This window comes from Roseomonas rosulenta, from assembly GCF_016106005.1.
GTDB classification, from domain to species: Bacteria; Pseudomonadota; Alphaproteobacteria; order Acetobacterales; family Acetobacteraceae; genus Neoroseomonas; species Neoroseomonas rosulenta.
This window is the reverse complement of record NZ_JACADR010000123.1, coordinates 1-12,808: the sequence shown is the minus strand read 5'-3', so window position 1 is coordinate 12,808 and position 12,808 is coordinate 1. Positions and strand designations below refer to the sequence as shown.

Here is a 12,808-nt window from a genome sequence, read left to right as displayed (position 1 = left end):
CGGCGCGGCGCATGCGCCGGGCCTGGCCTGCGACGCCGCCGCGGCGCCCGCCGACGGCACCGGCGCGCTCGGCGAGGCCGCCGAGGTCGCGGTCATGAAGGCGGTCTTCCCGGACGATGCCACCCGCCGCGGCCTGCTGCGGATCTTCGGCGCCGGCACCGTCATGGCGGCGATCGAGAGCGTCTTCCCGCTGGCCACCGCGCGCGAGGCCATGGCGCAGGCCGCCGGCGCGCCGGAGAAGCGCGACCTCAAGATCGGTTTCATCCCCATCACCTGCGCCACGCCGATCATCATGGCGCATCCGATGAACTTCTATTCGCGCCACGGGCTGAACGTGGAGGTGATCCGCACCGCCGGCTGGGCGGTCATCCGCGACCGCGCCATCGCGCGCGAATACGATGCGGCGCACATGCTGGCGCCGATGCCGGTGGCGATGTCGCTGGGTGTCGGCGTCGGCCAGCCGCAGCCCTTCGCGGTGGCGGCGATCGAGAACATCAACGGCCAGGCCATCACGCTCGCCACCAAGCATCGCGAGAAGCGCAACCCGCGCGACTGGAAAGGCTTCCGCTTCGCCGTGCCCTTCGACTTCTCGATGCACAACTACCTGCTGCGCCACTACCTGGCGGAGAACGGCATCGACCCGGATCGCGACGTGCAGATCCGCGCCGTGCCGCCGCCCGAGATGGTCGCCAACCTGCGCGCGGACAACATCGACGGTTTCCTCGGCCCCGATCCGTTCAACCAGCGCGCGGTCTTCGACGGCGTGGGCTTCATCCACATCCTGACCAAGGAACTGTGGGACGGGCACCCCTGCTGCGCCTTCGCCGTGCCGCGCAGCATGATCACCGAGACGCCCAATACCTTTGCCGCACTCATGCGATCGATCGTCGAGGCCACCGCCTATTCTCAGAAGCCGGAGAACCGGCGCGAGGTGGCGCAGGCGATCGCCGGGCAGAACTACCTGAACCAGCCGCCCACGGTGGTCGAGCAGGTGCTGACCGGCACCTTCGCCGATGGCCTGGGGCGTGTGCAGCGCGTGCCCGACCGCATCGGCTTCGACCCCTTCCCGTGGCATTCCATGGCGATCTGGATCCTCACGCAGATGCGCCGCTGGGGCCAGCTGCAGCGCGATGTCGATTACGCGCAGGTGGCCGAGCAGGTCTTCCTCGCGCTCGATGCCGGGCGCGCGATGCGCGAGCAGGGGCTGCCCGTCCCGGCCAGCCCGCTGCGCGTCGAGACCATCATGGGCAAGCCCTTCGACCCGGCGAACCCGGCCGCCTGGACCGAGCGCGCGATCCGCGCCTGACCCATGGCCGCGAAAGTCCCCTTCTGGCGGGCGGCGAGCGTCTCGCTGCTGATCCTCGCCGTGTTGCTGATGGCCTGGGAATACGCCGTGCTGCCGCGCGCCGGCGGCGGCGCGGCGGTCGATCCGGAGTATGCTGCGCTGCTCGGCCAGGCGGCTGCACAGGGCGGCACGACGCCGATGCCCGGGCCCTCGGCCATCTGGAAGCGGCTGGTCGAGCTGCTGTCGGATCCCTTCTACGTGCGCGGCACCAACGACCAGGGGATCGGCGTGCAGATCGCCTATTCGCTGCTGCGCGTGGGCGCGGGCTTCGCGCTGGCGGCGATCGTCGCCATCCCGCTGGGCTTCCTGATCGGCATGTCGCCGCTGCTCAACGCCGCGCTCAACCCCTTCATCCAGGTGCTGCGGCCGGTCTCGCCTTTGGCGTGGATGCCGCTGGCGCTCTACACCATCAAGGACAGTGCGATCTCCTCGATCTTCGTCATCTTCATCTGCTCGATCTGGCCGATGCTGCTGAACACCGCCTTCGGCGTGGCTTCCGTGCGGCGCGAATGGCTGAACGTGGCGCGCACGCTCGAAGCCGGCACATGGAAGACCGCGATCCGCGTGATCCTGCCCGCCGCGGCCCCCACCATCGTGACGGGAATGCGGATTTCCATCGGCATCGCCTGGCTGGTGATCGTGGCGGCGGAGATGTTGGTCGGCGGCACCGGCATCGGCTACTGGGTCTGGAACCAGTGGAACAACCTGTCGATCGCCGACATCGTCATCGCCATCCTGATGATCGGCGTGGTGGGGCTGCTGCTCGACCGCGCGCTCGGGCTGGTCGCCCATGCTGTCGCGTGGCGGGAGTGACGCGATGAGCCATGCCTATGTCAGCGTGGAGGGCATCGCGCGGCGCTACGGCCCGACCACCATCTTCGAGGATGTCTGGTTCGGCGTCGCGCGCGGGGAATTCGTCTGCCTGGTCGGCCATTCGGGCTGCGGGAAGACCACCATCCTGAACATCCTTGCCGGCCTCGAAACCCCGGACGAGGGCGCGGTCATCGTGGACGGGACCGAGATCTCCGGCCCCTCACTCGACCGCGCGGTGATCTTCCAGGGCCATGCGCTGATGCCCTGGATGACCGCGGCCGGGAATGTCGCCTTCGCGCTGTCCTGCCGGCACCGCGACTGGTCGCGCGCGCGCTGCGACGCCGCCGCGCGGGAGGCGCTGAAGCGCGTGGGCCTTTCGCACGCCGCCGACCGCAAGCCGGCGGAGCTCTCGGGCGGCATGAAGCAGCGCGTGGGCATCGCCCGCGCGCTGGCGCTGAACCCCAAGATGCTGCTGATGGACGAGCCCTTCAGCGCGCTCGATGCGCTCACCCGCGGCTCATTGCAGGACGAGGTGGCGCGCCTGGTCGCCGAGACCCAGCAGACCGCCTTCATGATCACGCATGACGTCGATGAGGCGATCCTTCTCGCCGACCGCATCCTGCTGATGTCGAACGGCCCGGGCGCGCGAATCGCCGAGGTGGTGGTGAACACCCTGCCCAAGCCCCGCACGCGGGCCAGCCTGCACCACATGCCCGGCTATCATGCGCTGCGCGACCATGTGCTCGACTTCCTGATCAGCCGGTCGAAGGAATTCGATGCCAAGGCGCCGCCCGCCGGCTGGTCGCCGCGCGGCGTGCCGGAAGTCAGCCCGGCGGTGGCCGAACCGCCGCCGCTCGCCGCCGAATAGACCACCCCGTTCCCGACAGGAGAGACCGCCATGACCCGTGCGCAACTCACGGAGAAGATCCTCGACATCAAGCGCGAGAAGAACTGGAGCTGGAAGTATATCTGCGAGGAGATCGGCGGCGTCGCACCCACCATGATCGTGGGCGCGCTGCTGGGCCAGATGAAGCTGGTCAAGCCGCTGGCGAAGAAGGCCGCGACCCTGTTCGGCCTGTCCGAGGTCGAGGAGCGCATGCTCAACGAGGTGCCCTATCGCGGCACGCCCATGCCGCCGACCGACCCGCTGATCTACCGCTTCTACGAGATGGTGATGGTCAACGGCCCGGCCTGGAAGGCGCTGATCGAGGAGGAATTCGGCGACGGTATCATGTCCGCCATCGACTTCGACTTCCACTTCGAGCGCATGGCGCACGAGAAGGGGGACCGCGTGAAGATCGAGATGACAGGCAAGTTCCTGCCGTACAAATACTACGGTGCCGAGCAGGGCATTCCTGCCTATGGCTACAAGGAAGACTAGGGACGCGGCCAGGGCCGTGTCCCGGAGCGGGAGGGACGCGGCATGCTCGAACTCATCGCGCTGATCTGCGCGGCGGTCTTCATCGTCTGGACGCCGATCGAGGCGCGCCGCGTCGCCGGCGGGTGGGTGCGGGCACGGCACAAGGGCACCCCCGAGCAGTTCCGCATCCAGTACCGCAAGCAGCTCACGCTGTTCATCTGGGTTGGGATCGTGCTCGGCCTGGGCAATCTCGGCCTGACGCTGCTGCCCGGCGAGGATCCGGCGCGCATGGCGGTCAAGGTCGTGGCGGGGCTGCTGTGGCTCGGGGCCGCCGGTGCCGCCGTGTACGGCCGCCGCGTGGTCGACGCCGCGCCGCGCTGACACCACGCCGCGTCCGTGCTACCGGCGCGCCTCCATTCGCGGAGGGGATCATGGCGCAGGAACTGACGGTCGGCATCGCGGGGCTCGGGGCCATCGGCCTGCACCTGGCGCGCGCGCTCGACGCGGGCGTGCAGGGGCTGCGGCTTGCGGCGGTCTCCGCGCGCGACCTCAAGAAGGCGCAGGCCAATGTCGGCGGCTTCAAGGTTCCGCCGATGGTGGTCTCCAACGCCGAGCTCGCCGCCTGCGACGTGGTGGTCGAAGCCGCCCCCGCCGCCGCCTTCGAGGAAATCGCCACCGCCGCCATCGAGGCCGGGCGCATCTTCGTCCCCTCCAGCGTCGGCGCGCTGCTGCCGCGCATGCACCTGGTCGAGCGCGCGCGCCAGACCGGCGCGCGGATCATCGTGCCCACCGGCGCGCTGCTCGGCCTCGATGCCGTGCGCGCGGCGGCCGAGGGCGAAGTCGAGAGTGTGACCATCGAGACCCGCAAGCCGCCGCGCGGCCTGGAGGGCGCGCCCTATCTGAAGCAGAACGCCATCGACGTTCTCGCCATCACCACCCCGACGCGCATCTTCAAGGGCAATGCCTTCGACGCCGCGCAGGGCTTCCCCGCCAATGTCAACGTCGCCGCCGCGCTGGCCCTGGCCGGCATCGGCCCCGAGCGCACCATGGTCGAGATCTGGGCCGACCCGGCCCAGACCCGCAACCAGCACACCATCCGCGTCGAGGCCGCCTCCGCGCGCCTGACCATGACCATCGAGAACGTGCCCAGCGAGGAAAACCCCCGCACCGGGAAGATCACCCCGCTGTCGATCCTCGCCTGCCTGCGCGGGCTGACCAGCACGCTGAAGGTGGGCTCCTAGGCGCGCTCCAGCCCCGCCCGCCCGGCCTCCACCACCAGGCGCGCCGCCACCTCGCGCGGCGCGCCCTCGCGCGTGACGAAGGGCAGGGCGACAAACTCCGTCGTCATGCGCGCGGCCGTGGCCTCCGCCACGCAATAGCCGCGCCGCCCATCGAACAGCGCGATGCCCGGGTTGCGGCGCAGCACATCCTCGCCCGCGGGCGTCATCGCGCTGCCGTCCCCCGCGCTGGTCACCGATGTCGCGGTGAACTCGGTCGCGACCGGCGCGCTCTCGGCATCCTCGGGGCGCGCGCGGATGGTCGCCGCCAGCGCCACATGCACATCGCCCGAGAGCACCACCGGATTCGGCGCGCGCCGCGCGGCCATGCCATCGAGCAGCCGCTGCCGCGCGGCCGGGTAGGCATCCCACTTGTCCATCGAGATCCCGCCGGACAGCAGGCGCCGCATCATCGGCACCTGCTGTGCGAGGATGTTCCAGCGCGCCGGGCTGTCGGTCAGCCCCTCCAACAGCCAGGCCTCCTGCGCCGCGCCCAGCATCTGCGCATCGGGCCGCGCCACATCGGCGCAGGCGGCCTTCACCCCATCGCCGCAGGGCTGGTCGTCGCGGAACTGCCGCGTGTCGAGCACATGCACCCGCGCCAGTGCACCGAACTCCATCCGCCGATAGGCCGTGATGTCGGGCCCGCGCGGCAGGGCGGCGCGGCGCACCGGCATGTTCTCGTACCATGCCTGGAAGGCGGCCGCCTTGCGCAGCGCGAAGACCTCCGGCGGCACGGCGATGGGAAAGCGCCGGCTCCCATCCTCCTCGCTGTGGATGCCGGCCCAGTTGTTGTCCACCTCGTGGTCGTCGTAGCTGACCAGGAAGGGATGCGCGGCCTGCGCGGCGCGCAGGTCGGGGTCGAGCCGGTATTGCGCGTAGCGCTGCCGGTAGTCGGCCAGCGAGATCGTCTCCTCGCCCAGATGCGGGCGCACCAGCGGGCCCCAGCCCGGCTGGCCCGGCACCCGGCCGCGGTATTCGTAGATGAAGTCGCCATAGTGGAAGACGAAGTCGAGCTCCGGCTCCTCCGCGATGTGCCGCCAGGCGGTGAAATGCCCGTGCTCGTAGTGCTGGCAGCCGGCGAAGGCGAAGCGCAGCCGGTCCATCGCCGCCCCCGGCGCCGGGGCGGTGCGGCTGCGCCCGGTGGCGCTGACCTCGCCGCCGGCGCGGAAGCGGTAGAAATAGGGGCGGCCGGGTGCCAGGCCCGCCACTTCCACATGCACCGCATGCGCCAGTTCCGGCCGCGCGATGGCGGTGCCGGAAGCCACGATGCGGCCGAAGCGCCGGTCCTCCGCCACCTCCCAGCCGACCTCCAGCGCCGCCCGCACCACGCCGCCATCGGGCGCGAGGGGTTCGGGCGCCAGGCGCGTCCAGATCGCGAAGCCATCCGGCGCGGGGTCGCCGCTTGCGACACCCAGGGTGAAGGGAAACGACCGGAAGACCGGCTGCGCCAGGCCCGGCCGCGCCGCGGCTGCGAGTGCGGCCAGCGCCGCGAGCCCGCCCGCCCCCCGCAGCAGCCCGCGGCGCGACAGGTCGAGGATGTGGCGGGTGGTGCTGTCCATGCGCGCTGTCCCTGCGATGCCACAGCCTGCGCCAGGCCGGCCGCGCCGCGGGGTGAATCCTGCGTGACGCGGCGCGGCGGCGCCAGGGGGCTGCGCTGACAAGGACGGCTTGGGCTGTCATCCTCCTGCAAGGCGGGCCGCCAGCGCCCGCGCGCCTCAGGAAGGAACGCCATGGCCCTCGCCTCCCGCCGCGCCGCCCTCGCCGCGCCGGCCCTGCTGCTCGCACCGCGCGCCGCCCGCGCCGCCTTCCCCGAGCGCCCGGTGCGCATCATCGTCCCCTTCGCCGCCGGCACCTCCTCCGACCTGCAGGCCCGCATGATCGGGGAGCGCATGGCGACCGCGCTCGGCCAGCCGGTGGTGGTGGAGAACCGCGCCGGCGCCGGGGGTGCGGTGGGCGCCGATGCGGTCGCGAAATCGGCGCCCGACGGCTACACGCTGCTGCTGGGCTCGAACGGCCCGCTGACCAATGCGCCGGTGCTGCAGGCGCGCCTCGCCTATGATCCGGCCAAGGATTTCGCCGCGGTCGCCATGATCAGCCGCAGTCCCGTCACGCTCACGGTGCGCGCCGACAGTCCCTGGCGCAGCCTGGCCGACATGCTGGCGGCGGCGCGCGCCCGGCCCGGGGAGATCGCGATCGGCTCCTCCGGCCAGGGCAGCGCCACCCATTTCCTGATCGAGCAGATGATGGCGGCCGCCGACATCCGGCTGACCCATGTGCCGTATCGCGGCTCCTCCGTGTCGGTGCCGGATGTGGTGGCGGGCAACATCCCCCTGGTGATGGCCGAGATCAGCACCGTGCTGCCGATGTTCCGCGGCGGGCAGCTGCGCATCCTCGCCATGTCCTCGGCCGGGCGCATGCCGATCGCACCCGAGGTGCCGACGCTGATCGAGGGCGGGCTCAACCTGACCGGCGGGTCCTGGGCGGGGCTGGTGGCGGCCGCCGGCACGCCGGCGCCGGTCGTCGCGACGCTGTCCGCCGCCGCGCGGCGGGGGCTGGCCGATCCCGCCTATCGCGCCCGCCAAGCGGAACTGGGGGCGGAGATCGTGGCCGAGGCCGACCAGACGCCCGAGGGCTTCGCCGCCTGGCTGGAGCGCGAGCGCGCGGCCATCCGCGCCACGGCCGAGCGCGCCGGCATCCGCCCCGAATAGCCCGCGGGGCTTGCCCCCGGCGGCGCTTTCCGCCATATCGCGCGGGCCGGACTGGGTTCGCCCCGGCCGGCAAATCCGCACGCGGCGCACCCTTCCCACACAGGCAGGGTCCGGTCCCCGGCAACGGGGGATGCACCGCGGAGGCCCAACCGGACTTTTGGAAGGAGGCTCGCCCCATGGCGATGCGTGAAGTCACCCTGCGTGCCCTGCTCGAGGCGGGCGTGCATTTCGGCCACCATACGCGGCGCTGGAACCCGCGCATGGCGCCCTACATCTTCGGCGTCCGCAACCAGGTCCACATCCTCGACCTGCAGCAGACCGTCCCCATGATGGAGCGGGCGCTCAAGGCCGTGCGCGACACCGTCGCGGCCGGCGGGCGCGTGCTGTTCGTGGGCACCAAGAAGGCCGCCGCCGACTACGTCGCGGAAGCCTCGACGCGCTGCGGCCAGTACTACGTCAACCATCGCTGGCTCGGCGGCATGCTGACCAACTGGAAGACGATCACGGGCTCGATCAAGCGCCTGAAGCAGATGGACGAGCGTCTCGCCGGCGACACCACCGGCCTGACCAAGAAGGAAGTCCTGATGCTGACGCGCGACAAGGAGAAGCTCGAGCGCGCGCTGGGCGGCATCAAGGAGATGGGCGGCCTGCCCGACATCATCTTCGTGATCGACACCGTGAAGGAGAAGCTCGCGATCGAGGAAGCCAACAAGCTCGGCATCCCCGTCATCGCGGTGGTGGACTCCAACGCCGACCCGCAGGGCGTGACCTACCCCATCCCGGGCAATGACGACGCGATCCGCGCCATCACGCTCTATTGCGACATGATCGCCTCCGCCGTGCTGGACGGCATCTCGGCCGAGATGCAGGCGTCCGGCGTCGATGTCGGCGCCGCCGAGGAACTCGCGCCCGAGGTCCTGCCGGAGGCGCTGCCCGAGGCCGTGCCCGAGGCGCAGCCTCAGGCCTGACCCGACGGCCGGGGCCCGCGCGGCCCCGGCTCCCCACTTTCCACGAGGCAACCACGGAGCCTTCCGATGGCCGAGATCACTGCGGCGATGGTCCGCGACCTGCGCGATAAGACCGGCGCGGGCATGATGGATTGCAAGAAGGCGCTCGTCGAGGCGGGCGGCGACATGGAGGCGGCGATCGACTGGCTCCGCAAGAAGGGCCTGTCCGCCGCCGCCAAGAAGTCCGGCCGCGTCGCGGCGGAAGGGCTGGTCGCGGTCGCTTCCGCGCCGCGCCGCGCGGCGATGGTCGAGATCAACGCCGAGACCGACTTCGTCGCCCGCAACGAGCACTTCCAGGCCTTCTGCGCGGCGGTGGCGGAACTCGCGCTGACCGTGGGCGACGACATCGAGGCGCTGAAGGCGGCGCGCTACCCGGGCTCGATGGACCTGGTCGAGGGCGGCACCACTTTCCGCACGGCCGGCGAGCAGCTCACCCACCTGATCGCCACCATCGGCGAGAACATGTCGATCCGCCGCGCCAAGACCTTCCATGTCGAGGAAGGCACGGTCGCGACCTATGTCCATTCCGCGGTGAAGCCGGGCATGGGCAAGATCGGCGTGCTGGTGGCCCTCGAGGGCGCGTCGGAGATCGATGCGCTCGAGGGGCTGGGCCGGCAGATCGGCATGCATGTCGCCGCCGCGCGGCCCGAGGCGCTGGACGTCTCGGCGGTCGATGCCTCGGCCCTGGCGCGCGAGAAGGACGTGCTGAGCGAGCAGGCGCGCGCCTCGGGCAAGCCCGAGGCGATCATCGAGAAGATGGTCGAGGGCCGCATCCGCAAGTACTACGAGGAAGTGGTCCTGCTCGAGCAGGTCTGGGTCCATGACGGCGAGAGCCGCGTGAAGGAAGTGGTGAAGAAGGCCGGCGGCAAGCTGGTCGGCTTCGCCCGCTTCCAGCTCGGCGAGGGCATCGAGAAGGCGGCCTCCGACTTCGCTGCCGAGGTGGCCGCGGCCGCCGGGCAGGGGTGATCGCGGAGCGGGCGGGGCATGCCCCCGCCCGCCCGCCTTATTGTCGCCCCCCCGGCGCTGCACCTATGGTGCGCCGCCAGACCCCGACCGGATGCGTGAACCCCCGAGCATGAGCGACAAGCCTGCCTACAAGCGCGTCCTGCTCAAGGTCTCCGGGGAAGCCCTGATGGGCAGCCGGGACTACGGCCTGGATACCGCCGTCTGCCGCCGCATCGCCGAGGATGTGAAGGGCGTGGTGGAGCTCGGCGTCGAGGTCTGCCTGGTGATCGGGGGCGGCAACATCTTCCGCGGCGTGGCCGGCGCGGCCTCGGGCATGGATCGCGCCCAGGCCGATTCGATCGGCATGCTGGCCACCGTGATGAACGCGCTCGCCATGCAATCGGCGCTCGAGAAGGTGGGCGTGCCCACGCGCGTGCAGTCCGCCATTCCGATGTCGAGCGTCTGCGAGCCCTTCATCCGCCGCCGCGCGACGCGGCACATGGAGAAGGGCCGCGTGGTGATCTTCGCCGCCGGCACGGGCAACCCCTTCTTCACGACCGACACGGCGGCGGCCCTGCGGGCGGCCGAGATGGGCTGCGACGCGCTGCTGAAGGGCACCCAGGTCGATGGCGTCTATTCCGCCGACCCGCGCAAGAACCCCGCCGCCGAACGCTACGTGACGCTGACCTACCTTGATATGCTGGCGCGGGACCTCGCGGTGATGGACGCTGCCGCGATCAGCCTCGCGCGCGAGAACCACCTGCCGATCATCGTCTTCAACATCCACGAGCCCGGCGCCTTCACCGCGGTGATGAAGGGCGAGGGCCGCTTCACCACCGTCCACGAACACCAGCACTAGGGAGACCGCGACATGGCCGCCGACTTCAAGGCCCTGAAGCAGGACCTGACGCGCCGCATGGATGGCGCGATGGAGACGCTCAAGAAGGAGTTCCAGGGCCTGCGTACCGGCCGCGCCAGCCCCGCGCTGCTCGAACCGATCCGGGTCGAGGCCTATGGGTCGGTGACGCCGCTCAACCAGATTGCCAACATCTCGGTCGCCGGGCCGGGCCTGCTGTCGGTGCAGGTCTGGGACAAGGCGCTGACCAAGTCGGTGGAATCCGCGATTCGCGAGGCCAATCTCGGCCTCAACCCGCAGGCCGAGGGCCAGGTCATCCGCGTGCCGCTGCCGCCGCTCACGACCGAGCGCCGCAACGACCTCGCCAAGACCGCCGCCCGCTATGCCGAGCAGACCCGGGTCTCCATCCGCGGCGTGCGCCGCGACGGGATGGAGCAGGTCAAGGGCTGGGACAAGAAGCACGAGATCAGCGAGGACGAGGCCAAGCAGGCCGAGACCGAGATCCAGAAGCTCACCGACCAATACGTGAAGCAGGTGGACGTGGCGCTCGCCGACAAGGAAAAGGACATCCGCACGGTCTGACCGGGCGCGGCGCGGAATCGGGAGAACGGCGTGGGCGCGAGGCGCGGCAAGGCCCGGACGGGCAGGGGGCAGGGGGCGTGAGCGCAGTCACCGATCCCGCACGCCAGCCCGCGGCACCCGCCGACGCGCCGGCCCATGTCGCCATCATCATGGACGGCAACCGCCGCTGGGCGCAGGGGCGCGGGCTGCCGGTGGCACTCGGCCACAAGGCGGGTGCCGAAGCCGCGCGCCGCACGGTCGAGGCCGCCGCCGAGCTCGGCGTCTCCTGGCTCACGCTGTTCGCCTTCTCCTCCGAGAACTGGCGTCGCCCGCTCGAGGAAGTCTCGGCGCTGCAGGGCCTGCTGCGACTGTACCTGCGCGCCGAGGTCGCCACCCTGGTCAAGGAAGGCGTGCGGCTGCGCATCATCGGCGACTACGCCCGCTTCGGCCCGGAGATGGTGCGCGCCATCCGCGCGGCGGAGGAAGCGACCGCGGCCGGCACCCGGCTCAACCTGAACGTGGCGCTGTCCTATGGCGCGCGGGACGAGATCCTGGCCGCGGTGCGCGCCGCCATGCGCGAGGTCGCCGAGGGCCGCCTCGCCCCCGAGGCCCTGGACGAGGCGCGCTTCGGCACCCTGCTGCAGACTGCGGGCATGCCCGACCCCGACCTCATCATCCGCACTTCGGGCGAGCAGCGGCTGTCGAACTTCCTGCTCTGGCAGGCGGCCTATGCCGAGTTCGTCTTCCAGGATGTGCTGTGGCCGGACTACCGGGCCGAGCACCTGGCCCAGGCGATCGAGGATTTCCGCCGCCGCGAGCGCCGCTACGGGGCGCGGTCCTGAGCGAGGCGGCCGCCCCAGGGATGACCCCGAAGCGCTGGCGCGACCTGCGCCGGCGCTTCCTCTCGGCGCTGGTACTGGGGCCGGCGGCGCTCGCCTGCATCTGGCTGGGCTCGGAGCCCTGGACGCTGCTGATCGCCGTCGCGGTCGCGCTGCTCACCTGGGAATGGGTGCACCTTTGCGGGCTCAGCACCCGCGTGCTGCCGGGCCTGGCGGTGCCGGTGGCGGTGCTGGCGGCGGGCATACTGGCGGTGGCGGAGCACCCCCGCGCGGCGCTGGTGGCGCTGATGATCGGCTGGGCGCTCACCTGGTGGACGGCCGCACGCATGCGCGGGTCGGACCGGCCGCAGCAGCCCGCCGGCTGGCTCGCGGCGGGGGTGCTGTATATCGGCATCGCCGGCATCGCGCTGATCGAACTGCGCCACGACAACTATGCCGGCCGCGCGAACGTGCTGTTCCTGTTCCTGGTGGTCTGGGCGTCGGATATCGGCGCCTACATGGCCGGCCGGGCCTTCGGCGGCCCAAAGCTCGCACCCGCCGTCTCGCCCAACAAGACCTGGTCCGGCGCGGCGGGGGGGCTGGGTTCGGCGGTCCTGGTCGGCGTCGCGGCGGCGGCGGTGCTCGCCCCGGGGGGGGCTTCCCGCGCGGCCGCGGTCGCGGCCATGCTGGGGGTGATGGCACAGGCGGGCGACCTTCTCGAGAGCTGGATCAAGCGTCGCTTCGACGTGAAGGACACCTCGTCCCTGATCCCCGGCCATGGCGGGCTGCTCGACAGGCTGGACGGGGTGATCGCGGCCGCACCCGTGGCCGCGCTGCTGGCCTTCGCGCTGGGACAGGGGCAGCCGCTCTGGCGATGACGCGCAGCATCACCATCCTCGGGTCCACCGGTTCGGTCGGGCGCAGCACGGTCGCCCTGCTCGACGCCGCCGAGCCCGGCACCTTCCGGGTCGAGGCGCTGGTCGCGCATCGCGACGTGGCGGGCCTCGCCGCCCAGGCGAGGCGGTTGCGCGCGCGCTGCGCGGTCGTGGCCGACCCGGCCTGCCATGCCGCGCTGCGCGAGGCGCTGGCCGGGTCCGGCATCGAGACGGCCGCCG

14 protein-coding genes and 1 pseudogene are annotated in these 12,808 nt (G+C 71.5%); 14 read left to right on the top strand and 1 reads right to left on the bottom strand.

Annotation, left to right across the window (positions count from 1 at the left end; genetic code table 11):
* From HW578_RS15135 to HW578_RS15110, 6 genes are all read left to right on the top strand, one after another.
* Nucleotides 1-1,306: CmpA/NrtA family ABC transporter substrate-binding protein (locus HW578_RS15135; RefSeq protein ID WP_198371383.1), on the top strand; the 1,306-nt coding region annotated here is incomplete at its 5' end.
* Between the two features lie 3 nt (nucleotides 1,307-1,309).
* Nucleotides 1,310-2,158, top strand: a complete 849-nt coding sequence (ntrB, locus tag HW578_RS15130) for a nitrate ABC transporter permease (protein ID WP_198371382.1) — start codon at nucleotides 1,310-1,312, stop codon at nucleotides 2,156-2,158.
* Between the two features lie 4 nt (nucleotides 2,159-2,162).
* Entirely contained in the window at nucleotides 2,163-3,026 is an 864-nt protein-coding gene (locus tag HW578_RS15125) for an ABC transporter ATP-binding protein (RefSeq protein ID WP_198371381.1), read from the top strand.
* Nucleotides 3,027-3,056: 30 nt separating this feature from the next.
* A complete protein-coding gene (gene cynS / locus HW578_RS15120) occupies nucleotides 3,057-3,539 on the top strand; it encodes a cyanase (RefSeq protein ID WP_198371380.1) in 483 nt (160 codons plus the stop codon).
* Nucleotides 3,540-3,581: 42 nt separating this feature from the next.
* Nucleotides 3,582-3,899 carry a hypothetical protein gene (locus HW578_RS15115; RefSeq protein WP_198371379.1) on the top strand — a complete coding sequence of 106 codons (318 nt, stop codon included), beginning with the start codon at nucleotides 3,582-3,584 and terminating at the stop codon, nucleotides 3,897-3,899.
* A gap of 50 nt (nucleotides 3,900-3,949) precedes the next feature.
* Nucleotides 3,950-4,759: an aspartate dehydrogenase gene (locus tag HW578_RS15110; protein WP_198371378.1), complete on the top strand. Its 810-nt coding sequence runs from the start codon at nucleotides 3,950-3,952 to the stop codon at nucleotides 4,757-4,759.
* On the opposite strand, the gene HW578_RS15105 is transcribed toward HW578_RS15110, so the two are convergent.
* Complete coding sequence (locus HW578_RS15105; RefSeq protein ID WP_198371377.1) at nucleotides 4,756-6,357, bottom strand: alkaline phosphatase D family protein; 1,602 nt, start codon at nucleotides 6,355-6,357, stop codon at nucleotides 4,756-4,758. The two genes, HW578_RS15110 and HW578_RS15105, sit on opposite strands and share 4 nt — an antisense overlap.
* Before the next feature lie 171 nt (nucleotides 6,358-6,528).
* Here HW578_RS15105 and HW578_RS15100 point away from each other — a divergent pair, with 171 nt between their 5' ends.
* The 8 genes and pseudogenes from HW578_RS15100 to HW578_RS15065 all read left to right on the top strand — a co-directional run.
* On the top strand, nucleotides 6,529-7,506 hold the full coding sequence (locus HW578_RS15100) for a Bug family tripartite tricarboxylate transporter substrate binding protein (RefSeq protein ID WP_198371376.1): 978 nt from the start codon (nucleotides 6,529-6,531) through the stop codon (nucleotides 7,504-7,506).
* Between the two features lie 176 nt (nucleotides 7,507-7,682).
* The gene (gene rpsB / locus HW578_RS15095; protein ID WP_198371375.1) at nucleotides 7,683-8,474 is read left to right on the top strand and encodes a 30S ribosomal protein S2; all 792 of its coding nucleotides are present in this window, start codon (nucleotides 7,683-7,685) and stop codon (nucleotides 8,472-8,474) included.
* A 66-nt stretch (nucleotides 8,475-8,540) separates the two neighbouring features.
* Nucleotides 8,541-9,479: a translation elongation factor Ts gene (gene tsf, locus HW578_RS15090; protein WP_198371374.1), complete on the top strand. Its 939-nt coding sequence runs from the start codon at nucleotides 8,541-8,543 to the stop codon at nucleotides 9,477-9,479.
* A gap of 109 nt (nucleotides 9,480-9,588) precedes the next feature.
* The gene (pyrH, locus tag HW578_RS15085) at nucleotides 9,589-10,317 is read left to right on the top strand and encodes a UMP kinase (RefSeq protein ID WP_198371373.1); all 729 of its coding nucleotides are present in this window, start codon (nucleotides 9,589-9,591) and stop codon (nucleotides 10,315-10,317) included.
* Nucleotides 10,318-10,329: 12 nt separating this feature from the next.
* Nucleotides 10,330-10,896 carry a ribosome recycling factor gene (gene frr, locus HW578_RS15080; RefSeq protein ID WP_198371372.1) on the top strand — a complete coding sequence of 189 codons (567 nt, stop codon included), beginning with the start codon at nucleotides 10,330-10,332 and terminating at the stop codon, nucleotides 10,894-10,896.
* 77 nt (nucleotides 10,897-10,973) lie between these two features.
* Nucleotides 10,974-11,717: a polyprenyl diphosphate synthase gene (gene uppS, locus HW578_RS15075; protein ID WP_369407901.1), complete on the top strand. Its 744-nt coding sequence runs from the start codon at nucleotides 10,974-10,976 to the stop codon at nucleotides 11,715-11,717.
* A 20-nt stretch (nucleotides 11,718-11,737) separates the two neighbouring features.
* Nucleotides 11,738-12,571, top strand: coding sequence for a phosphatidate cytidylyltransferase (locus tag HW578_RS15070; RefSeq protein WP_198371371.1), 834 nt, complete (start codon nucleotides 11,738-11,740; stop codon nucleotides 12,569-12,571).
* A pseudogene (locus HW578_RS15065) lies at nucleotides 12,568-12,808 on the top strand (1-deoxy-D-xylulose-5-phosphate reductoisomerase); the annotation flags it as partial. The gene HW578_RS15070 and the pseudogene HW578_RS15065, both read left to right, overlap by 4 nt.

What these genes read in the sequence shown, in the direction of transcription:
- pyrH (WP_198371373.1), top strand. Translation starts at nt 9,589, where the DNA reads ATGAGCGACAAGCCTGCCTACAAGCGCGTCCTGCTCAAGGTCTCCGGG.
- HW578_RS15100 (WP_198371376.1), top strand. Translation starts at nt 6,529, where the DNA reads ATGGCCCTCGCCTCCCGCCGCGCCGCCCTCGCCGCGCCGGCCCTGCTG.
- rpsB (WP_198371375.1), top strand. Translation starts at nt 7,683, where the DNA reads ATGGCGATGCGTGAAGTCACCCTGCGTGCCCTGCTCGAGGCGGGCGTG.
- tsf (WP_198371374.1), top strand. Translation starts at nt 8,541, where the DNA reads ATGGCCGAGATCACTGCGGCGATGGTCCGCGACCTGCGCGATAAGACC.
- HW578_RS15105 (WP_198371377.1), bottom strand. Translation starts at nt 6,357, where the DNA reads ATGGACAGCACCACCCGCCACATCCTCGACCTGTCGCGCCGCGGGCTG.
- HW578_RS15115 (WP_198371379.1), top strand. Translation starts at nt 3,582, where the DNA reads ATGCTCGAACTCATCGCGCTGATCTGCGCGGCGGTCTTCATCGTCTGG.
- HW578_RS15110 (WP_198371378.1), top strand. Translation starts at nt 3,950, where the DNA reads ATGGCGCAGGAACTGACGGTCGGCATCGCGGGGCTCGGGGCCATCGGC.
- frr (WP_198371372.1), top strand. Translation starts at nt 10,330, where the DNA reads ATGGCCGCCGACTTCAAGGCCCTGAAGCAGGACCTGACGCGCCGCATG.
- ntrB (WP_198371382.1), top strand. Translation starts at nt 1,310, where the DNA reads ATGGCCGCGAAAGTCCCCTTCTGGCGGGCGGCGAGCGTCTCGCTGCTG.
- HW578_RS15070 (WP_198371371.1), top strand. Translation starts at nt 11,738, where the DNA reads ATGACCCCGAAGCGCTGGCGCGACCTGCGCCGGCGCTTCCTCTCGGCG.
- HW578_RS15125 (WP_198371381.1), top strand. Translation starts at nt 2,163, where the DNA reads ATGAGCCATGCCTATGTCAGCGTGGAGGGCATCGCGCGGCGCTACGGC.
- cynS (WP_198371380.1), top strand. Translation starts at nt 3,057, where the DNA reads ATGACCCGTGCGCAACTCACGGAGAAGATCCTCGACATCAAGCGCGAG.